The 20498-nt window shown below is 59.7% G+C and carries 23 protein-coding genes; 12 read left to right on the forward strand and 11 right to left on the reverse strand.

Translation table 11 applies throughout. The features are described from left to right. Positions 1 to 32: 32 nt before the first annotated feature. The gene (locus RRH01S_RS01915; protein WP_034517993.1) at positions 33 to 785 is read left to right on the forward strand and encodes a pyridoxine 5'-phosphate synthase; all 753 of its coding nucleotides are present in this window, start codon (positions 33 to 35) and stop codon (positions 783 to 785) included. Between the two features lie 118 nt (positions 786 to 903). On the opposite strand, the gene RRH01S_RS01920 is transcribed toward RRH01S_RS01915, so the two are convergent. Then, on the reverse strand, positions 904 to 1791 hold the full coding sequence (locus RRH01S_RS01920) for an SDR family oxidoreductase (RefSeq protein WP_012651751.1): 888 nt from the start codon (positions 1789 to 1791) through the stop codon (positions 904 to 906). A gap of 137 nt (positions 1792 to 1928) precedes the next feature. Here RRH01S_RS01920 and RRH01S_RS01925 point away from each other — a divergent pair, with 137 nt between their 5' ends. Then, a complete protein-coding gene (locus RRH01S_RS01925) occupies positions 1929 to 2345 on the forward strand; it encodes a winged helix-turn-helix transcriptional regulator (RefSeq protein ID WP_007696939.1) in 417 nt (138 codons plus the stop codon). A gap of 10 nt (positions 2346 to 2355) precedes the next feature. After that, positions 2356 to 3603 carry an FAD-dependent oxidoreductase gene (locus RRH01S_RS01930; protein WP_012651750.1) on the forward strand — a complete coding sequence of 416 codons (1248 nt, stop codon included), beginning with the start codon at positions 2356 to 2358 and terminating at the stop codon, positions 3601 to 3603. Here RRH01S_RS01930 and RRH01S_RS01935 read toward each other — a convergent pair whose 3' ends face one another. The 5 genes from RRH01S_RS01935 to RRH01S_RS01955 all read right to left on the reverse strand — a co-directional run bounded on the left by RRH01S_RS01935 (position 3604) and on the right by RRH01S_RS01955 (position 7922). Beyond that, positions 3604 to 4818 (reverse strand): MFS transporter, encoded by a 1215-nt coding sequence (locus tag RRH01S_RS01935; RefSeq protein WP_012651749.1) that lies wholly within the window; start codon positions 4816 to 4818, stop codon positions 3604 to 3606. A 56-nt stretch (positions 4819 to 4874) separates the two neighbouring features. Then, positions 4875 to 5492 carry a TetR/AcrR family transcriptional regulator gene (locus tag RRH01S_RS01940; RefSeq protein WP_007696930.1) on the reverse strand — a complete coding sequence of 206 codons (618 nt, stop codon included), beginning with the start codon at positions 5490 to 5492 and terminating at the stop codon, positions 4875 to 4877. A gap of 110 nt (positions 5493 to 5602) precedes the next feature. Further along, positions 5603 to 6109, reverse strand: a complete 507-nt coding sequence (locus RRH01S_RS01945; RefSeq protein ID WP_229202594.1) for a GNAT family N-acetyltransferase — start codon at positions 6107 to 6109, stop codon at positions 5603 to 5605. A gap of 89 nt (positions 6110 to 6198) precedes the next feature. Then, positions 6199 to 7128, reverse strand: coding sequence for a bifunctional helix-turn-helix transcriptional regulator/GNAT family N-acetyltransferase (locus RRH01S_RS01950; protein ID WP_012651747.1), 930 nt, complete (start codon positions 7126 to 7128; stop codon positions 6199 to 6201). Between the two features lie 74 nt (positions 7129 to 7202). Then, positions 7203 to 7922 carry an aspartate/glutamate racemase family protein gene (locus RRH01S_RS01955; protein ID WP_012651746.1) on the reverse strand — a complete coding sequence of 240 codons (720 nt, stop codon included), beginning with the start codon at positions 7920 to 7922 and terminating at the stop codon, positions 7203 to 7205. A 159-nt stretch (positions 7923 to 8081) separates the two neighbouring features. Between RRH01S_RS01955 and RRH01S_RS01960 the strand changes: the two genes are divergently transcribed. The 3 genes from RRH01S_RS01960 (at position 8082) to RRH01S_RS01970 (ending at position 10576) form a co-directional block, all read left to right on the forward strand. Next, positions 8082 to 8546 (forward strand): Lrp/AsnC family transcriptional regulator, encoded by a 465-nt coding sequence (locus RRH01S_RS01960; RefSeq protein ID WP_007696920.1) that lies wholly within the window; start codon positions 8082 to 8084, stop codon positions 8544 to 8546. 92 nt (positions 8547 to 8638) lie between these two features. Then, on the forward strand, positions 8639 to 9193 hold the full coding sequence (locus RRH01S_RS01965; protein WP_007696917.1) for a PH domain-containing protein: 555 nt from the start codon (positions 8639 to 8641) through the stop codon (positions 9191 to 9193). A 120-nt stretch (positions 9194 to 9313) separates the two neighbouring features. Further along, positions 9314 to 10576 (forward strand): NAD(P)/FAD-dependent oxidoreductase, encoded by a 1263-nt coding sequence (locus RRH01S_RS01970; RefSeq protein WP_034519328.1) that lies wholly within the window; start codon positions 9314 to 9316, stop codon positions 10574 to 10576. Between the two features lie 55 nt (positions 10577 to 10631). Here RRH01S_RS01970 and RRH01S_RS01975 read toward each other — a convergent pair whose 3' ends face one another. Then, positions 10632 to 11675 carry an NAD(P)-dependent alcohol dehydrogenase gene (locus RRH01S_RS01975; protein ID WP_012651744.1) on the reverse strand — a complete coding sequence of 348 codons (1044 nt, stop codon included), beginning with the start codon at positions 11673 to 11675 and terminating at the stop codon, positions 10632 to 10634. A gap of 204 nt (positions 11676 to 11879) precedes the next feature. Between RRH01S_RS01975 and RRH01S_RS01980 the strand changes: the two genes are divergently transcribed. The 4 genes from RRH01S_RS01980 (at position 11880) to RRH01S_RS33095 (ending at position 15506) form a co-directional block, all read left to right on the forward strand. Beyond that, entirely contained in the window at positions 11880 to 12788 is a 909-nt protein-coding gene (locus RRH01S_RS01980; RefSeq protein ID WP_034519330.1) for an AraC family transcriptional regulator, read from the forward strand. Between the two features lie 106 nt (positions 12789 to 12894). Beyond that, a complete protein-coding gene (locus tag RRH01S_RS01985) occupies positions 12895 to 13554 on the forward strand; it encodes a TetR/AcrR family transcriptional regulator C-terminal domain-containing protein (RefSeq protein ID WP_034517999.1) in 660 nt (219 codons plus the stop codon). Positions 13555 to 13604: 50 nt separating this feature from the next. Continuing rightward, positions 13605 to 14624: a ketol-acid reductoisomerase gene (gene ilvC / locus RRH01S_RS01990; protein ID WP_007696899.1), complete on the forward strand. Its 1020-nt coding sequence runs from the start codon at positions 13605 to 13607 to the stop codon at positions 14622 to 14624. Positions 14625 to 14750: 126 nt separating this feature from the next. Beyond that, positions 14751 to 15506, forward strand: a complete 756-nt coding sequence (locus tag RRH01S_RS33095; protein WP_131597794.1) for a hypothetical protein — start codon at positions 14751 to 14753, stop codon at positions 15504 to 15506. Positions 15507 to 15609: 103 nt separating this feature from the next. Here RRH01S_RS33095 and RRH01S_RS02000 read toward each other — a convergent pair whose 3' ends face one another. The 3 genes from RRH01S_RS02000 to RRH01S_RS02010 are packed head-to-tail and all read right to left on the reverse strand — an operon-like array spanning position 15610 to position 16788. Next, on the reverse strand, positions 15610 to 16197 hold the full coding sequence (locus tag RRH01S_RS02000; protein ID WP_012651740.1) for a class I SAM-dependent methyltransferase: 588 nt from the start codon (positions 16195 to 16197) through the stop codon (positions 15610 to 15612). A gap of 1 nt (position 16198) precedes the next feature. Continuing rightward, on the reverse strand, positions 16199 to 16579 hold the full coding sequence (locus tag RRH01S_RS02005) for a type II toxin-antitoxin system VapC family toxin (RefSeq protein ID WP_012651739.1): 381 nt from the start codon (positions 16577 to 16579) through the stop codon (positions 16199 to 16201). Continuing rightward, entirely contained in the window at positions 16579 to 16788 is a 210-nt protein-coding gene (locus RRH01S_RS02010) for an AbrB/MazE/SpoVT family DNA-binding domain-containing protein (RefSeq protein WP_012651738.1), read from the reverse strand. Before RRH01S_RS02010 ends, RRH01S_RS02005 begins: the two co-directional genes overlap by 1 nt. A gap of 231 nt (positions 16789 to 17019) precedes the next feature. Between RRH01S_RS02010 and RRH01S_RS02015 the strand changes: the two genes are divergently transcribed. Next, entirely contained in the window at positions 17020 to 18249 is a 1230-nt protein-coding gene (locus RRH01S_RS02015; RefSeq protein ID WP_042469783.1) for an aminotransferase-like domain-containing protein, read from the forward strand. Between the two features lie 21 nt (positions 18250 to 18270). Here the strand turns inward: RRH01S_RS02015 and RRH01S_RS02020 are convergent, their stop codons facing one another. Beyond that, on the reverse strand, positions 18271 to 19329 hold the full coding sequence (locus tag RRH01S_RS02020) for an aldo/keto reductase (RefSeq protein WP_012651736.1): 1059 nt from the start codon (positions 19327 to 19329) through the stop codon (positions 18271 to 18273). A gap of 176 nt (positions 19330 to 19505) precedes the next feature. Here RRH01S_RS02020 and RRH01S_RS02025 point away from each other — a divergent pair, with 176 nt between their 5' ends. Then, positions 19506 to 20486 (forward strand): ABC transporter substrate-binding protein, encoded by a 981-nt coding sequence (locus tag RRH01S_RS02025; protein WP_034518002.1) that lies wholly within the window; start codon positions 19506 to 19508, stop codon positions 20484 to 20486. Positions 20487 to 20498 lie beyond the last annotated feature (12 nt).

Raw genomic sequence — 20498 nt, forward strand, 5'->3', positions numbered from 1 at the left:
ATCATCCTCTTTGAAAATCATGGATTTCGATCATGCCTGCCAAGCTTTCCGTGAACCTCAACGCCATCGCGATGCTGCGCAACCGGCGTGATCTGCCCTGGCCGAGTGTCACGGGGCTCGGACGAATTGCGCTGGCCGCCGGCGCCAGCGGTTTGACGGTGCATCCGCGGCCGGATCAGCGGCATATCCGCTTCTCCGATCTGCCCGAGATCCGGGCGCTGATCGACGACGAGTTTCCGGAAGCCGAATTCAACATCGAGGGCTATCCGTCCGATGAATTCTTCGATCTCTGCGCCTCCGTCGAGCCGGAGCAGGTAACGTTGGTGCCGGACGACCCATCGCAGGCGACCTCGGATCACGGCTGGGATTTTCGCAAGAACCATAACCTGCTCGCCGATGTCGTCGCCAAATACAAGACGATCGGCTGCCGTGTTTCGCTGTTTGCGGATGGTGACGGCGACGCTGAAGCCGTCAAGATCGCTAGAGAGGTCGGCGCCGACCGTATCGAGCTCTACACCGGTCCTTACGGCGGCTGCTATGACGCGCCGGAGCGGGCGGCTGTCATTCTCGAAGCGCTGGGCAAGACGGCCGATGCCGCGTTTGCTAGTGGTCTTGCCGTCAATGCCGGCCATGATCTGACGGTTGCGAATTTGCCGGCGCTGCTCAAGCGCATTCCGGCACTCGCCGAAGCCTCCATCGGTCATGGTTTGACGGCCGATGCGCTGGAATATGGCATGGCCGAGACGGTGCGGCGGTTCTGCCGCGCTTGTGGGCAGGCGGTGTAAGGGAGAGATTTTAAGGCTAGTCAGGCGAGTTTGTTTTTGCTGTGCCTTCAAGCTTGGCCCCTCATCCTAGCCTTCTCCCCGCACTGCGGGGAGAAGGAACTACGGAGTATCCGAAAACTCAACCTTGAAGCGCAGCCTTGTGCTCTTCGAAGAAGGCACGCACCGTCTGCGGCTCCTTGCCGGTCAGCTTGTTGAAATCATTGGTGAGGATGTCGAATTTGCCGGCGCGGGCGTTGGCGTCGGCGGAGACGAGCATGTCGACCACGAATTTCGGCAGGCCGGCACCGGTCAGGCCAGCGGCGAACTGTTCGTCGTTCACCTGCACGACCTCAAGCGGACGGCCTGTGACCTTGCTGACGACGCCTGCTACATCTTCGATCGTCAACGATGTGGAGCCGGTCAAGGTATAGGTCGCGCTTTCGGTGGTGTCGGAAGCAAGGGCTGCGGCGATGGCGAGTGCGCAGTCGTCGCGGCTGATGTTGCTGGTGCGGCCGCCGCCGGTCGCTGTGTACCATTTGCCGGTTTCGAGGCTATGCGGCAGGCCCATGAGGAAATTGTCGAAATACCAGGCGTCGCGCAGGATGGTGTAGCCGATGCCGCTCGCCTTGATGGCATTTTCTGTGCCGAGATGGTCGGGCGCGAAGCTGACGAGTGAACCGTCCGGAGCGGGCATGGACGTATAGAGGATATGCTTGACGCCGGCCTTCTTCGCAGCTTCAACGGCAGCCGTCTGCTGCTTCAGGCGCAGACCGGGAACTGCAAGTGCGTCCGTGCTGATGATCAGCAGGCGGTCGACGCCGGCAAAGGCGGCGGGAAGGGCAGCTATATCGTCGAAATCAGCCTTGCGGGTGACGATGCCCTTGGCGGCGAGATCGGCGAGCTTCTCGGGGCTGCGGGTGGCGGCGATGATGCGGCCGGGCGCAACCTTGTAGGTCTCCAGCAGGTGATGAAGGACGCGCTGGCCGAGCTGGCCGGCGGCGCCGGTAACGAGGAGGGTGCTGCTCATATCTTTATCCTTGTTTGACCGCCGCGGAGTCGCAGAGGTTTGTCGCTCTCAAAAAGAGACTAACACTAGAATAGGAATTGACTTCGGCCTGTAAAGGAGGCAGTTTTTCAGCTGTAGGTTACTTTAAGGGAACCAGCATGAGCGTCAGCACCGTCGTCAATCTGCGCAGCATAGAGGCACCGCTGCGTGCCGTCGATATCAGCAAACTCGATTTCACGAATTGCCCGGTGCGGGATCTGATTTCGCAGATCGGCGGCAAGTGGTCGATCCTGCTGCTCGAGGCATTGGCGCAGCGGCCCTATCGCTTCGGCGAATTGCGCCGGATGGTGCCCGATATTTCCCAGCGCATGCTGACCCAGACGCTGCGCGACCTGCAGCGGGATGGCTATGTCGGCCGCGAGGTTTTCCCGACCAAGCCGCCGAGCGTCGAGTATCGCATGACAGATCTTGGCCGTTCGCTCTACGTGCCGCTGGCGCCGCTTTTGAATTGGGCTGAAGCCAATCATGAGGCGGTGCGTGCTGCGCGCGTCCGTTTCGATCAATCGCAGGACTGAGCGCAACCCCGTGAAATCTCTGAAAATTGCCATTGTCGGCGCCGGACCTGCCGGGCTTGCTGCTGCCCTTTTTCTGTCGCGTGCCGGCCATGCGACGGAGATTATCGAACGTTTCGACAATCCCGCACCGGTCGGATCCGCGCTGATGCTGCAGCCGACCGGGCTGACCGTGCTGGAATCGCTCGGTCTTGGTCCCGCCATTCACGCGGCCGGCAATCGTATCGACCGGTTGTTCGGCACCGAGACAAAGCGTGGCCGCACCGTTCTCGACGTGCGCTATGACGCCTTGGCCGGCGGGCGCTATGGGCTTGCGGTCCATCGTGCCGCTCTATTCGATACGCTTTACCATGAAGTCTCCACTCGGAGATATTTGATTTTCACCGGGAGGCGGGTGGTCTCGTCGCTGGAAGAGGGTGGTCAGACCTATCTTGTGGTCGAGGGTGGTGAGCGGCTGGGACCATATGATCTTGTCATCGACGCTAGCGGCGCGCGTTCCGAATTGGTCACGGCTTCGCCGGTCACGCCGAGAGCGCGCAACCTCGCCTATGGCGCGTTCTGGGCGACACTCGATTGTCCGGATGGACTGGTGGATGAGAGAGCGCTGACGCAGCGCTACGATCAGGCGAAGGTGATGATCGGCGTGTTGCCGATCGGGCGGCGGAAACCGGATGTGCAGAAGCAGGCGGCGCTGTTCTGGAGCCTAAAGGTTGCTGATGTCGACGAGGTGCGCCGGCAGGGGCTCGATCGCTGGAAGGCGGCGATCCGTGGCTATTGGCCGGAATGTCAGCCGTTGCTCGATCAGATCAGCGATTGGGAGCAACTGACGCTGGCGCGCTATGCCCATCGGACCATGGCCACACCCTATAGCGGCAGCACGGTCTTCGTCGGCGATGCCGCGCATTCCACCAGCCCGCAGCTCGGGCAGGGCGCCAATATGGCGCTGCTGGATGTGGCCGCACTTGCGCATGCCTTGGCCGGCAATGAGGATATCGGGACGGCGCTTGCCGCCTATGCGCAGGCGCGGCGGCTGCATGTGCGGCTGTTCCAGCTGTTGTCGCTGGCGTTTACGCCATTCTACCAGTCGGATTCAGCAGCTCTTGCCTGGGTCCGCGACAGGCTGGTCGCCACCATCGCCACGGTGCCGCCGGGACCGCAGATATTGGCGTCGATCGTCTCCGGCACTCTGGTCGATCCCTTTGAGACGGCGGGTCTCAGCGAATGCGATTGGCTGCGGAACGCCGTTCCGCAGCCATCCTGATCATTTTCCCCGTTCGGTCAGGAAGATCAGCAACGCCACGACCGGGAAGGCGACGCCGATCCACGAGGTAAGGTTCCAGCCGCCGGTGGCATAGGCCCAGCCGCCGAGCGCCGAGCCGATCGCGCCGCCGCCAAAGAAGGTCGCCATGTAGAGACCGTTCAGGCGGCTGCGATGTTCGGCGCTGAGCGCATAGATGGCGCGCTGGCCGACGACGAGATTGGTCTGCACGCCGAAATCGAGCATGATGCCGGAGAGCGTCAGGGTGAGGAGCGCCAGCAGCGAGCCGCTGCCGGAGGCATGACCGATAAGGAAGGCGACGATGGCGAGCACCATTGCAGAGCCGGTGGCGAGCTTCGTCAAGCCACGATCGGCAAGACGGCCGGCGATCGGTGAAGCAATAGCGCCTGCGGCACCAGCCAGAGCGAAGAGGGCAATGCCATTTTGCGTCAGGCCGAAGGCCGGGCTTGCCAGCAGCAAGGGCGTCGTCGTCCAGAACAGGCTGAAGGCACCGAACATGCAGGCCTGATAGAGGGCGCGGCGCTGCAGCACCGGCTCATGCAGAGCGAGATGGCCCATCGACGAGAGCAGTTGGCCATAATGTAGCTTGGTGTGTGGACGGCGGGTCGGCAGGACGATGCGCAGGATGACGGCCAATCCGATCATGACACCGGCGGAAAGGATATAGACGGCGTGCCAGGAGAGCAGTTCCGACAGGAAGCTCGCCGCCGGCCGGGCCAGCATGATACCACAGAGCAGGCCGCTCATGACATTGCCGACGACCGCGCCGCGGCTGGCATCCGGCGCCATATGGGCGGCGAAAGGCACCAGGACCTGAACGGCGACCGAGGCAAGGCCAATACAGAGCGAGGCCAGCAGGAAGAGCGACGGCGACCATGCGAAGGCAGCGCCGACAAGCGCCACGGCCGCAAGCGCGACCAGCGTCAGCACCAATCGGCGGTTTTCGAGGAGATCGCCGAGCGGTACGATCAGCAGCAGGCCGAGGCCATAGCCGATCTGCGTCAGCGTCACGATCAGGCCGGTTGCCGCTGGCGTGAAGCCGAGTGCCTGGCTGATCGGGCCGGCCAGCGGCTGGCCGTAATAGAGATTGGCGGCCACCAGCCCGCAGGCGGCGGCGAACATGAAGGTCATCAACGGCGAAATGGTCTTTTCGGGGAGCGGCGTGCTCTCCCGCGTGGCGGCGGCAGTGGCGGGCATGTCTTGATCCTTGATGCGGTTGGGGGACGCAATCTCCCCCGAATTCTAGCGGGAAGTCAGTTCAGTAATGTCATGGCGGTCTCGAGGACGGTGGTCATCTGTTCTCGGGTGCGGCCGGTCTTGCCGATCAGACGCATGCCTTTCATGAGGCAATGCATCGTGCGCGCGGTGTTTTCCGCGTTGACATGGTTCGGCACCGAACCGTCCGTCTGTCCAAGACGGATCAGGTCGACAAGATGCTGCTCGTCAGTTTCGAAAGCGAAGGCGACGCGGCTGGCGGCTTCCTCGTCAAAGAGCGCCAATTCGGTAGCGCTGCCGACGACGAGGCAACCACGGCGACCGATGTCACCGCAGGATGACTCCGCATAGAATGTCACCAGCGCTCGCAGCTTTTCATAGCCGTTGGGGGCAGCAGAGAGACGCTCTTCCATAAGACCGCGCCGTACCTTGCGATAGCGGTCGAAGGTTGCGAGAAAGACGCCGCGCTTGTCACCGAATGCCTTGTAGACACTGCCGGCTGTCAGCCCCATGGCCTCGGTCAATTCGCTGATCGAGGCGGCATAATAGCCACGCTCAGAAAAGACCCGTAGCGCCTCATCGAGCGCTGCGTCCATATCGAATTCTCGCGGGCGTCCGCGCAGCTTCGGCGAAATGTCCAATGAGTCCGTTGTCATGTGGATTGTTTAGGAAATGATCGTTTCCAAATCAAGCGGAATTTTGCGCCGCAACAAAATCGTGATGAGTGTTGCCCGGTTTTCGGAGATCTCAACGATCTCTGGCAAGGCTATTCGGAGAGGATCGCCATATTGATGGTGTCGATATAGCGCCCATCGATGCAGGCGGATTTGCGCGCAATGCCCTCTCGGACAAAGCCGACCCGCTCATAAAGGGCGATGGCACGGGCATTGTCGGCGTGCACGCTGAGTTCCACACGCACGAAGCCGGCATTGCGTGCCGCTTGTAGCGTCGTTTCTATCAGCCGCTGTCCCAGGCCTCGGCCTCGATAGGACGGAATGATCCCCATGCCGAGTTTGCCGCCATGGGCGTGCGAAGGGAAAAAATGGCGGCTGATGTCGCACCAGCCGACCACCGTTTCTCCATCCAGGGCGACGAATTGCGGATTGCCGTCCCTGATCATGCCAAGCACGAAGCTGCGTGTTTCCTCCAGCGGAAATGCTTCCAGCAGGGACAGATATTTTCGCTCGCGCGCGACGGTATCGAGAGCTTTGTGAAAACCCTCGATATGCTGGCTCGCTATCGGCAATATCCGGATCTCGGTCGTGCTGGTCATGGATGTCGATATCCCCATGCAAATCAAGGCTATATTGACATTATTGATCGATCTGGCGGCTGTCTATATTCACCTCCGCCAATAACGGGTCACAAGTCCAGCACCCAGGTCTGGCCGTTCAATTCCGGGCCGAACATCCGGTGCTTCTCCTCGGAGACAAGCCGGAAACCAGCCTTGATATAGATGGCCCGGGCGGCGTCGAGGATGTCGTTGGTCCAGAGCGAGAGTCGCCGGTAACCGGCATCGCGCGAGAAGCGTATGCATTCGTCGACCAACAATTTGCCGAGGCCGAGACCGCGCGCCGTCTTGTCGATGTAAAGCAGCCGGAGCTTCGCGATGCCGTCGCCACCGTCGGTAATCATGACGGAGCCGACGTTTTGCCCGCCGCGCTCGGCGATCCAGCATCGTTCCTTATCCGGATTGAACTTGGACAGGAATTCGCCTCCCACTTTCGCGATCAGTCCTTCAAAACGATCATCCCAGCCGAATTCCTCCGTGTAGAAGCGGGCCTGACTTTGCACGATCCAGCCGATGTCGCCCGCACGATGGGTTCGGATGACGAGGGGCGGCGGTGTCTTCCGATCCGATCCGAGCATGGTCTGGATCGTCCGCATCGCCTCGACGATGAGCTCGGGTTCGCCGAGAGCAAGCATGTCGAAATGCCCGGCGAGCTGGGCGCGGGAACGGCGGACAAATTCGAGAAACTGCGCCTGTCCCTTGTCGGTGACAGTGATGATCTGGCTGCGTAGGTCGCTAGGATCAGGCTTGGTCTCGATCAGGCCGTCTTCGCGGAAACGTTTCAGGATGCGGCTGAGATAGGCGGGATCGAGATGCAGATCGCGGGTGAGCGTCGAGGCGGCGATGCCGCCATGGGAGCCGATCTCGAACAGCACGCGGGCGTCGGTCAACGTGTAAGAGCTGTCGAGATAGGCTTTGTTCAGGACGCCGAGGAAATTCGTGTAAAAACGGTTGAAGTCGCGGACCGCGTCGATGGTCGCGAGTTCGGTAGTAACAGACATGGACATCGTCTCCCTGCAATATGGGGAACGATGTCCATTATTTATTGGACTCAGTCAAGTAAATTCGATTTGACTCACGCCGCCTGGCTGGCGCGTGTCTTTTCCGCGCCGAGAGCAAAATCGATAGCGGCCTGCGCGTGGATCGTGGTGGAATCAAAGCCCGGCAGAGCGAGCCCGTTTGGATCGAGGATCAGGCAGATCTCGGTGCAGCCGAGGATGACGCTGTCGGCGCCTGCGGCCTTGGCGCGATCGATGATCTCTACCAGCGTGTTGCGCGACTCGTCCTTGACGATGCCGGCGCAAAGTTCGTTGAAGATGATGTCGTGGACGAGGGTGCGGTCGTCGGCGCCCGGCACCATGATGGAAACGCCGTTGCGGGCCATGCGGTCGGCGTAGAAGCCGTGCTCCATTGTGTAGCGGGTGGCGAGCAACAGCGGCTTGACACGGCCAGCGGCTTTCAGCGCGGCGGCTGTCTCATCGATAATGTTGATCAGCGGCACGGAGATGCGCGCGGCAACTTCCGGTGCGATCAGGTGCATGGTGTTGGTGCAGATCAGCACGCATTCGGCGCCGGCGGCCTGCAGGCGGTGTGCAACATCGCCGAGACGGGCTGCGGCAGCATCCCAGCGTCCGGCCTTCTGCAGCGAAACGATCTCTTCGAAATTGACGGAGTACATCAGCACCTCTGCGGAGGCGAGGCCGCCCAGGCGGTCGCGAACCATCTCGTTGATCAGGCGATAATAGACCGCCGAACTTTCGAAACTCATGCCGCCGATCAGGCCGATGATACGCATAATGCCGCTCTCCGTTATTATTTTGAATGACGGAATAGTGCGGCATGTCAGCCGCCTTATGTTTGCAATCTTTGTCGCGCGGGCGTTTTCTTCTGCAGTTTTTTGCGCCATTATGTCAAATGACGCAAAAATACAGCGTTGCTACGGAGATTGCCGCGCATGCTTGACGAACGCGACCGGAAGATTCTCGACCTTCTGCAGACCGATGCCGGTATCTCGGTGACCGATCTTGCCGATCGGGTGGCGCTGTCGGTCTCGGCCTGCTCGCGGCGCATCCAGCGGCTGGAGGAGAGCGGCCATATCGCCCGGCGCATCGTCGTGCTCGATCGCGAGAAGATGGGCGTGCCGACCACGCTCTATGCGCTGATCAAGACCGCGCACCATGCTGACGAATGGATCGAGAGGTTCCGTAAGGTTATCGGCGACATTCCCGAGATCGTCGAGGCGCATCGGCTGACGGGCAATTACGACTATATCCTGAAGATCGTGCTGCCGCGTGTGGAGCAGTATGACGTCATCTACAAGAAGATCGTCCGCAAGGTGGAGCTTTTCGATGTATCCGCCTCGATCTCGATGGAGGAGCTGAAAAGCGGCGCCTCCATTCCCGTCGGCTATGCGCAATAGGTCCATAGAGTCGCAGGCTGGTTTTGCATATTATCCCAGCGAATTCTCTCAGCTAAGGTGTCATTGCGTGTGTGCTTTAGAGGCAATTTGTCATGAGCAATGCGGACATTCAGAACTATGCTCTGCCCGGCGAAAAGTTGTTGTGGCAGGGCCGGCCGAAACAAGGCCTTATGTTTAGCAGGAAGGACCTGTTCCTGGTGCCGCTTTCGCTTATGTGGGGTGGCTTTGCTATCTTCTGGGAAAGCATGGCTGTGCGCCAGGCCAATGCACCGTTGTTTTTCAAGCTGTGGGGTCTGCCTTTCATCCTGATCGGCTTGTACCTCATCATCGGTCGTTTCGTGCTGGATGCATTTGTCCGCGCCAGAACGCAATATGCGGTCAGCGATCAGCGTATCATGGTCTTGCGTGAAGGCTGGTTTTCCAAGCTTCTGACCGTATCGCTGGAGCGGTTGCAGACCCTGGATCTGGATCAGAATGGTAATGGAACGGGTACGATCAGCTTCGGAGACGATGTCCAGATCGGCTATGGCCGCCGTGGCGGCGGCATCGGTCTTTGGACACCCGCGCTTTCCAATACCCCTAAATTTCTCGGTATCGCCGATGTGCGTGAGACATTCGATCTGATCCAACGCGCGCGAAATCGATGATGGCATTCTCGATTACGCCGTAAGGATCAGGCCCGCACAGGTGCCATGCATAAAAGGCGGTTGCTGGCCGTCGCCCTCAACTCTACGTTTGCAGGGATTTAATAGATGCGGGGTATTGTCATGCAGGATCATCATATCGTCGTCGTCGGGGGCGGTTTCGGCGGATTGCAGCTCGCCAATGATCTGAAAGGCGCGCCGGTCCGCATCACCTTGATCGATCGGCGTAACCATCACCTGTTCCAGCCACTGCTCTATCAGGTCGCGACCACCTTGCTCGCCACCTCCGAGATCGCCTGGCCGATCCGCAACTTTTTCCGCGACCGGCCTGAGGTGACGACGCTGTTGGCGGAAGTCGCGGGGGTCGACAGCCAGGCACATACCGTGACGTTGAAGAATGGCGACACGATCGGCTACGATACGCTGGTGCTGGCGACGGGCGCGACCCATGCCTATTTCGGCCATGACGAATGGGAGCCGGTGGCGCCGGGGCTGAAGACGCTCGAGGATGCGACGACCATCCGCCGCCGTGTGCTTCTGGCGTTCGAGCAGGCCGAGCTGGAAAAAGATCCGGCCATTCGTGATGCGCTCCTGACGTTCACGATCGTCGGCGCCGGGCCGACCGGGGTCGAGCTTGCCGGCATCATCGCCGAGCTCGCCCGAAAAACGCTGCCGAAGGAATTCCGCAATATCGATACCAGCAAGGCGAGGATCATCCTTGTCGAAGCAGGCCCACGCGTTCTCGCAAGCTTTGTCGAGGAATTGTCGGACTATGCCCAGAAGGCGTTGGAAAAGCTCGGCGTTGAAATCCATTTGGGCAAGCCGGTTACATCCTGCACCGCTGAAGGCGTGACCATCGGGGATACTTTCGTGCCGTGCCGCACCATCGTCTGGGCAGCCGGCGTGCAGGCATCACCGGCGGCGAAATGGCTTGACGTTCCTGCTGATCGCGCTGGCCGCGTCGTGGTCGACAAGGAGCTGCACGCGCCGGGCCAGCCGGATATTTTCGTCATCGGCGATACGGCGGCGGTGACGCGCGAGGATGGCAGCCCCGTGCCCGGCATTGCGCCGGCCGCCAAGCAGCAGGGTGCCTACGTCGCCAAGGTGATCAGGGCGAAACTGGCGGGCCAGCCGGCGCCGGGGCCGTTTCACTATCGCCATCAGGGAAGTCTTGCCACGATCGGCAAAAGTGCCGCGATCATCGATTTCGGCCGGATCAAGCTCAAGGGATGGCTTGCCTGGTGGGTCTGGGGCCTTGCCCATATCTACTTCCTGATCGGCACACGCTGGCGCATCGCCGTCGCCTGGAGCTGGCTGTGGATCTATATCAGCCGCCAGCACAGCGCCCGGCTGATTACGCAGAGAGAAACCATGCGGGAGGAATGAAAAAAGGGCAGCCAAACGGCTGCCCTTTTCCAATCGGTCTTTGCACCCGTAATGCTTAGGCCAGCGAGGCGATATCGATGACGAAGCGATAGCGGACGTCGCTCTTCAGAACGCGCTCATAGGCTTCGTTGATCTTGTCGATATTGATCAGCTCGATTTCCGAGACGATGTTGTGCTCGCCGCAGAAGTCCAGCATTTCCTGGGTTTCCTTGATCGAACCGATCATCGAGCCGGAGAGGCTGCGGCGGCCTGGAATGATCGAGAAGGCATGGACCGGAACGGCGTGTTCCGGAACGCCGAGCAGCACCATGCTGCCGTCGTACTTCAGCAGGTTCAGGTAGGCATTCCAGTCGATGGCGGTGCCGACCGTGTTGAGGATCAGGTCGAAGCTGCCTGCGAGCTTGGTGAAGGTTTCGGCATCGCTGGTGGCATAATAGTGGTCGGCGCCGAGCTTGAAGCCGTCTTCCTTCTTCGACAGCGTCTGGCTGAGAACCGTCACGTCGGCGCCCATGGCGTGCGCCAGCTTGACGCCCATGTGGCCGAGGCCACCCATGCCGACAACAGCAATCTTCTTGCCTGGGCCGGCCTTCCAGTGGCGGAGCGGCGAATAGAGCGTGATGCCGGCGCACAGCAGCGGCGCACCTGCGTCGAGCGGGATATTGTCCGGGAAGGAGAGGACATAGCCTTCCTTGACGACGATCGAGTCGGAATAGCCGCCATAAGTCGGCGTCTCGCCATCGGCTTCGACGTCGTTGTAGGTCTGGACCAGGCCCGGCATGTAATGTTCGTAGTCGAGGTCGCGCGTGGCGCAGGTCGTGCAGGAGTTGACGAAGCAGCCAACGCCGACGCGGTCGCCGACCTTGAACTTGGTCACTTTCGAGCCGACGGCGGTGACGATGCCGGCGACTTCATGGCCTGGCACCATCGGATACTTCGAGCCGCCCCATTCGTTGCGGGCCTGATGGATGTCGGAGTGGCAGACGCCGCAATATTTGACGGAGATGGCGACGTCATCGTCATTCGGCGCCCGGCGTTCAAAGGTGAAAGGGGTGAGCGGCTTGGACGCGTCGGTGGCGGCGTAGCCTTTTGCAATAGCCATGGGGATTTCCTTTTTGGTAGGATTGGCTTCAGATGAAGTGGAAATTCTGATGACTGACTATGCATCGGAAACGGGCGATAGCGTTAGAGCGATCCTGCAAGCTTTATGTACGATTCTCCGAATCTGGATGAGCGGCGCTCTTTCGAAACAATGGACGAAGACCTAGATAGGTCTCGACAAATCCTCAAAAACAATTGGTTGCGCATGACCCTGCCTTTCAATCCCAATCAGGAACTCGCTTCCATCATCGCTCGTTTCGCGACGGGGGATGGAGAGCATCACACACCGATAGAAGGGCTTAATCTTTATCGGCAGTCGGCTGCGACCGTGTGGCAGCACGGGGCTTACCGGCCCTGCTTTGCCATTGTGGTCCAAGGGCACAAGACCTTGACCGTTGGTGCCGATACATACCATTACGGCGTTGGCGAGTACATTCTGACGGCTCTCGACCTTCCCGTATCGACGCAGGTCACCAATGTTGGCAGCGAAACGCCTTATCTTTGTTTCGGCATGGCGCTCGACAGTGAACGGCTGAAGGAGCTGCTGTCGCGCGTCGGTATTCCGCGCGAGGCGGTGACGGCGGAACCCGTGCGCGGGTTGGCGGTCAATCCGGCATCGCCGGAGTTGCTCGACGCCTCGTTGCGGCTGCTCCGATTGCTCGACCGGCCGGAGGATATTCCTGCCATGGCGCCGCTGATCGAGCAGGAAATCCTCTACCGCCTGCTGACCGGCCCGAATGGACCCCGGCTGCTGCAGGTTGCCATGGCCGAGAGCCAGAGCAACAGGGTGGCGCGCGCTATCGCCTGGATTCGCGGCAATTTCACCCAGCCGCTGCGCATCGAGGAATTGGCCGAGCGTGCAGGGATGAGCGTTTCCTCGCTGCATCATCATTTCAAGGCCGTCACGGCCATGACGCCGATACAATATCAGAAGCAGCTTCGGCTGCATGAGGCACGACGGCTGATGATCGTGGAGCAGCTCGATGTCGGCTCTGCCGGTCATCGCGTCGGCTATCAGAGCCCTTCGCAGTTCAGCCGCGAATATAGCCGCCTTTACGGCCTGTCGCCGCTCCGGGACGTCGAGGGCATACGCAGTCCGGTCGCAGCGGAATAGTTTCGCGTGCTTTATTGATGCGGTGCAGCGACGATTTTCGCTTGACGCTCGCTCAGCTCTGCGCCATAACGCGCCACGAACCGTACCGTACGGTACTCATTTGGGGATGGCCATCGTGCTTAGCGAAGCAGGACAGTCGAGCGAGTTTTCGCCGCGCCAGAACGCCGTTCTGGAGCAGGCGTTGCGTTTGCTCGTCGATGGCGGCGAAAAGGCGCTGACGACCTCGGGCGTCGCGCGCGCTGCCAATTGCTCAAAGGAAAGTCTTTATAAGTGGTTTGGCGATCGCGACGGCCTGCTGTCGGCGATGATCACCTATCAGGCCAGCAAGGTACGCACGTTCGAGCGCAACGGCGAGCGGCTGACGGCGGCGAGCCTGCACGATCATCTCGTGGTGTTCTCGCGCGATCTGCTGGAGGTTCTGGCGGGTGACGTTTCGCTGGCGTTGAACCGCCTGGCGATCGGCCAGTCGAACCGCGATGGCTCCAAGCTCGGCAAGCTGCTGCTGGAGCGCGGTCGCCGGCAGATCGACCGCCGCGCCAGTGGCCTCATCGATGCCGGCAAGCGGGCAGGGTTGCTGCGCTTCATGGATGCCGACGAGGCTTATCACACGCTTTACGGGCTCATCGTGTCCGATCTGCATGTCCGCATGCTGCTCGGCGAGCCCGGTTTGAAGGATACGAGCCGTCAGGCGGAGAGGGCGGTCACCGCTTTTCTCAAGCTTTACGGCACGGAAAAGGTTTTGGCGGAAGCAGCCGCAACCGTCTGAGAAGTTTCAATTTACGCCTTACACCAGACAAGCAAAGGGAAGGAAAAACAATGCGCGTCTATTACGATCGTGATGCCGATCTCAATCTCATCAAGTCGAAGAAGGTTGCCATCATTGGCTATGGTTCGCAGGGCCGCGCCCATGCGCTGAACCTCAAGGACAGCGGCGCACAGAACGTTGTGATCGCGCTGAAGGCCGGTTCGCCGACCGTCAAGAAGGCCGAAGCCGATGGCTTCAAGGTCATGACGGTTGCTGAAGCCGCCGGCTGGGCCGACCTGATGATGATGGCGACGCCTGACGAACTCCAGGCTGACATCTACAAGGCCGATATCGCTCCGAACATCCGTGACGGCGCTGCTATCGCTTTCGCACACGGCCTCAACGTTCACTTCGGCCTCATCGAGCCGAAGGCTTCGGTCGACGTCGTCATGATCGCTCCGAAAGGCCCGGGCCACACGGTTCGCGGCGAATACCAGAAGGGCGGCGGCGTTCCCTGCCTCGTTGCCGTTCACCAGAATGCTTCCGGCAATGCTCTTGAACTCGCTCTCTCCTACGCCTGTGGCGTTGGCGGCGGCCGTTCGGGCATCATCGAAACCAACTTCCGCGAAGAGTGCGAAACCGATCTCTTCGGCGAACAGGTCGTTCTGTGTGGCGGTCTTGTCGAGCTGATCCGCGCTGGTTTCGAAACCCTGGTCGAAGCCGGCTACGCACCGGAAATGGCCTATTTCGAGTGCCTGCACGAAGTAAAGCTGATCGTCGACCTGATCTATGAAGGCGGCATCGCCAACATGAACTACTCGATCTCCAACACCGCTGAGTGGGGCGAATACGTCACCGGCCCGCGCATCATCACCGAAGAAACCAAGGCTGAGATGAAGCGCGTCCTGAAGGACATCCAGACCGGTAAGTTCACCTCGGACTGGATGCAGGAATACCGCTCGGGCGCTGCTCGTTTCAAGGGTATCCGCCGCATGAACGACAGCCACCAGATCGAAGAAGTCGGCGCCAAGCTGCGCGGCATGATGCCTTGGATCGGCAAGAACAAGCTGGTCGACAAGAGCGTCAACTAAGCTTTTCGAGACGTTGAAGCATTGAAATAAAAGGCCGAGGAGGGAAACTTCCTCGGCCTTTTATATACGTCACCTGGTAACGAGACCGGCTAGCGGGATAGTCGCGAATTCGCTATAAGGTTGCAAATGATCTCCGATGAAACAGATTTGGCTCGGGAAGCCTCCCATCTTCAGAGATGCTGGGAGGCAGCGTATGCTGCATTTTCCGGATATTCAGCCCCTGAAATACTGAATGCATCGCAATTGCGTGATCCGGAGAAGATTTCGCGCGATTTGCGCTCCGCATCGATGCCGGAGTTAAGTGGCAACGCTTTGGGTGGTTACGCGATGTGGGCGATAACCACAGTCGGGGGCGTTGAGGAATACAAACATTATCTTCCGCGCATTCTGCAACATAGTCTTCTGACACCGAGTGAGCCTGGCTTCGATCCGCTGATAATCTTGTCTAAGCTGGAATATACGGACTGGTATCGGTGGCCGGCGTCGGAGTGCTTTGCGATCGAGAATGTTTATAGCGCGTCATGGCACTGGGCACGATTGCAGCATCCGGACGAATTTGACGCGATGAATTGGTTCGTCTGCGCAATTCGTCTCGAAAAAGATATCAATTCCGTTCTCGAGTCGTGGCTGACCAATCTGACACCAAATTCTGCCTTGCAGTTTACCGAAGTCATTAACCGTTCGGACAGCCTTCCCTATGGAGAGGCCTCTTGGGAGGATCTTGATTTGGCAACAAGACGAACGATCGCAAGTTGGTTGTGCGATGACGCGTTGCAAACTGCTATTACGGAGATTGTCGACAACGTAGCCGATAGAGATATGTGGCGTATCGATTCGGTTGAGGCGACTTTGGCCAATCTGGGCACAAAAGCCTGGCGCTAAGTCGATTGGAGGTAGTTGGCGGTGCACATCGTGCTTAGATTGGGGATGTCGGCACCAAGGTGACTTGGTCAGCAAGGGCATCGACCAAGCCCCGGCCTTTTTTCTATTTCCGCGCTTTGACGTAGAGCCATTTCGTCGGCTTGCCGTCGAAACCGCCGCCGTCGGCTTCGGTCATCGCTATGTCTCTCCAACAGCCTTTACCGAGCAGTGCTGTCAGCCATGCGGCCGAGGGGTAGTTATAGTATCGGCCGAATGTATCGTGGCCTTCGGCTTCACCGGCTTTGAAGCTGGCGTGGAAGATGCCGCCGTCTTTCAGCGCGCGGCGGATCCGATCGAGAATATCGGGCAGGGCGGCGCGAGGCGCATGCAGCAGGCTGGCTTCGGCCCACACGCCATCGTGAGCGCCTTCGATATCGAGCGTTTCGAACCGCAATATATGAACCGGCCTACCGATCAGGGCCTCCGCCTGTTTGGCAAGTTCGGTCGAACCATCGGTCAGCGTCACGGCGAAACCGCGCGAGATCATATAGGCCGCGTCCTGTCCTGCGCCGCAGCCAAGCTCGAGGATGGATGCACCTGCGGGAAGGGCGGCCAGGAAGGCATCAAGCCGGCTTTGCGGCAGGTTGCGTTTGCGTGTGGCATAGATGACGGCGTTGTCGTCGTAGAAGGAGGAGGTGGGGTCGTTTGTCATGTCAAACCATTGCCTTCGGGAGATAAATTACGTTTTCCAGCCCTTTGAAGTGTGCATCGCAGGTCAGGACATCGGCGTCGTGCTGGAGTGCGGTCGCGTAGATGATCGCATCGGCAGTGGCGAGCTTGTGTTGCACGGAGAGTTCGGCAGCGCGGCGTGCAGTTGCCGTGTCCAATGGTACGACGTTGCATAGCATCGTATAGGCGATGAAGTTGTTCAGTGCATCTTCATCTTGTTCGCGAAGAAGCCATTTGGAAAGTTCAAGCTGGACAATCGTTGGAACGATGCAGTCGCCGGGTTCCGGAATTTGATCGGACAGTTGCTGTCCGAGCGGGCTACCAAGAATCCACTCGATCCACGCGGAACTATCGACCACGCGCATCAGAAGCGGTCGTCCCGGTCGCGGTAGTTCTCAGGATTTGCGCCACGCGCCATACCTTTGAGATCTGCCAAAGTTGGAACAGGCATAAGGAGTACGCCTTTGCCTTTCGGAATGAATACGAACTCCTGGCCGGCGCTCCAGTGTTGCTGATCGCGCACTTCTTTTGGGATCGATATCTGAAATTTCGATGAGAGGGTCGCGGTGGCCATTCTTACGTTTTTCCTATCGATTGATGCTGCGTAAGAATAACACTCGGACAGAGAAATGTGTAGGTCCTTTCGGAAGCGGGAAATCGACATGCGGTATTGATTGAGCGACATCCTTCTGCCGATCAATCCTCATTCCTTGTCACCGTCGCAAACAAAATAGGTCAGCATTGTTGACTTATCTTTTGTTGCGTGTTTTGGTGCTGCAAAGACCAAAAATTACGAGGAAGCCCCATGTTGAATTGGGAAAATATCTTTGCGACGCGTTCCAGCCGTATGCGTGCCTCCGAAATCCGCGAGCTGCTGAAGCTCCTTGAGCGGCCTGACATCATCTCTTTTGCCGGTGGTATTCCGGATCCTGCGCTGTTTCCGGATCAGGAATTCAAGCAGGCCTATGCGGACATTTTTTCCGGTCCCGCGGTCAATGCGGCGCTGCAATATTCGGTCAGCGAAGGCTACAAGCCGCTGCGCGAATGGCTGGTCGGCCAAACGGTGGCGCTTGGCGTTCCCTGCGAGCTTGAGAACGTCTTTATCGTCTCCGGGTCGCAACAGGGATTGGACTATCTCGGCAAGCTGTTCCTGTCGCCGAAAGATACGGCGCTGGTGACTGCGCCGACCTATCTTGGTGCGCTGCAGGCCTTCAATGCCTATGAGCCGACCTATGATCAGCTCACCCCCGGCTGCAACCGCACTCCTGCCTCCTATCGCACGGCTGCGGAGCAGGCGGGCGGCAGGGTGAAATTTGCCTATCTTTCCGCGGACTTTGCCAATCCGACCGGCGAAACGGTCGATCTCGCCGCGCGCGAAAAGTTGATCGACCTCGGCGACGAACTGGACATCGCGATCATCGAGGATGCCGCCTATCAGTCGTTGCGCTATGACGGCGAGCCGGTCCCGCCGATCCTGGCGCTGGAAATCGCCCGCAAGGGCCATATCAACGATACGCGCACGATCTATTGCGGCAGCTTTTCCAAGACCTTGGCGCCGGGTCTTCGCGTCGGCTTCGTTGTTGCCAATGCGCCTGTTATCCGCAAGCTGGTGCTGATGAAACAGGCCGCCGATCTGCATTCCTCGACCATCAACCAGATCGCCATCCATCAGGTTGCCGAGCGCGGCTTCGATGCGCAGGTCGCCAAGGTCCGCAAGGCCTATAGCCACCGCCGCGACTGCATGCTGACCGCGCTTGCGAAATATATGCCTGATGGTACGAGTTGGACCAAGCCGGAAGGCGGTATGTTTGTCTGGGTCACCCTGCCCAAGGGCATGGATGGCGCCAAGCTGCTGGCGAAATCGCTGGAAACCGTCAAGGTCGCCTTCGTGCCCGGCCAGGCCTTCTTCGCCGACGGCTCCGGCCCGAACACCTTCCGTCTCAGCTTCTCCTGCGCCAACGAGCAGATGATCGATGAGGGGATTTCGCGTCTCGGTAAATTGGTCGCGGGTGAGATCGGGGCGATGGCGGCGTAAGCCGCCACGCCATTTTCACGCTTACTTCGCCAGATGCGGCGCGATCAGCGACAGGTCGGCCTCGCTCAGCCGGTCGCTGGCAGTATTGGCTTGGTGCCAATAGGGGTAAAGCAGCGGCAGCAGGCTGACATCGTCGAGGCGCTTGCGCTCTTCGTCGGTCAGCTTCAGCTCGGCGCTGGCAAGGTTATCCTTGAATTGCGCGTCGGTACGGCCGCCGATGATGACCGAGGTGACACCCTTGCGGCCGATCAGCCAGGCAAGCGCCACTTGCGCCGCCGAGACGCCGCGGCCATCGGCAATCTCCACCAGCGTATCGACGATATTCCACAGGCGGTTCTCGTCGCGGATCGGCGGCTCGGTCCAGCCGGCGAACTGGCGGGTGCCTTCCGGCGTCGCTTGGTTGCGGCGGTGCTTGCCGGAGAGAAGGCCACCGGCGATCGGGCTCCAGACCAGCACGCCGAGGCCCTGGTCGATGCTGACCGGCAGCAGTTCGTACTCGGCGTCGCGGGCTTCGAGCGTGTAGTGAATCTGCTGGCTGACGAAGCGCTGGTACTTGTCGCGCTCGCTGATGCCGAGCGCCTTCATGATGTGCCATGCGGAGAAATTCGAGCAGCCGATATAACGCACCTTGCCCTGGCGGACGAGCGTATCGAGCGCCTCCAACGTCTCTTCGAGCGGCGTCTGACCGTCCCATTCGTGCAACTGATAGAGATCGATGACATCGGTCTTCATGCGCTTCAGGCTGGCTTCGCAGGCCTGGATCAGGTGCTGGCGCGAAGAGCCGACATCGTTGACGTCGCTGCCCATCGGGAAACGGGCCTTGGTGGCTATCAGCACGCCGTTCTTGCGCGGTCCACCGATGATCTCGCCGAGAATTTCCTCCGAAGCCCCTTGGGAATAGACATCGGCCGTGTCGATCAGGTTGACGCCGGCGTCCAGGCACATGTCGACCAGCCGCTTCGCCTCGCTGACGCCGAGATCGCCGACGGTCTTCGCCCAGCCAACGCCGCCGAAGGTCATCGTACCCATGGTGATGGTGGAAACTTTGAGGCCGGAACGGCCAAGCAGACGGTATTCCATAGATTTATCCTCCCAAAATCAGATCTGAAATTCGTGCGCTAGGAAATAGGGCAGGGCACCGATGGTCAAGGTCGAATGATAGTATGAACGGTACTGACACTCTAAATTGAACTGTCACAATCATGTTAAGCCACACGTCTAAGGAACGCTCCTGATCACCCAGTCGAGGACGCTCCATGAAGACGCTTGTTTCCGCTTTCGCCGGCCTCCTGGCCGTTGCTCTTTTCTCCGGCTCGGCTGCGGCCGCCGACCTCGTCCTATATACCAGCCAGCCGAATGCCGATGCGCAGGCAACCGTCGATGGTTTCATGGCCGCCAATCCCGGCATCAAGGTCGATTGGGTCCGCGACGGCACGCCGCAGATCATCGCCAAGCTGCAAGCGGAAATCCAGGCCGGCGCTCCGGTCGCCGATGTTCTCCTGATCGCCGATACGGTCACGCTGGAACGCCTGAAAGAAGCCGGCAAGCTGCTGGCCTATAAGTCGCCGGAAGCTGCGAATTACGACGCGGCTCTCTATGACGCCGATGGCTATTATTATTCCACCAAGCTGATCACCACCGGCATCGTCTACAACACCGCCGCTTCGATGAAGCCGACGAGCTGGCAGGATCTGACCAAGCCGGAAGCCAAGGGTCTGGTTGCCATGCCAAGCCCGCTTGCTTCGGGCGCTGCGCTCATTCATGCGCAGACGCTCGCTGGCGTCGGCAGCCTCGGCTGGGATTTCTACAAGAACCTTGCCGCCAATGGCGCAGTTGCTGCTGGTGGCAACGGCGCGGTGCTGAAGTCGGTCGCCTCGGGCGAGAAAGCCTATGGCATGGTCGTCGACTACATGCCGATCCGCGAAAAGGCCAAGGGCGCACCGCTGGAATTCGTGTTCCCGTCCGAAGGTGTTTCGGCGGTGACCGAGCCGGTCGGCATTCTCGCCAGCGCCAAGCATGCCGACGCCGCCAAGAAGTTCGTCGATTATGTTCTTTCCGAAAAAGGCCAGGAGGGCTTCCTCAAGCTCGGCTATATTCCGGCCCGCAACGGCATGTCGCTGCCTGCCGGTTTCCCGGCGCGTGACAGCATCAAGGTTTTGCCGTTGAATGCTGCCGAAGCCCTGAAGAATACCGATCAGGACCTGAAGACCTTCTCCTCCTATTACGGATCGAATTGATCCCATCTGGAC

The organism is Rhizobium rhizogenes NBRC 13257 (assembly GCF_000696095.1).
Lineage (GTDB): Bacteria > Pseudomonadota > Alphaproteobacteria > Rhizobiales > Rhizobiaceae > Rhizobium > Rhizobium rhizogenes.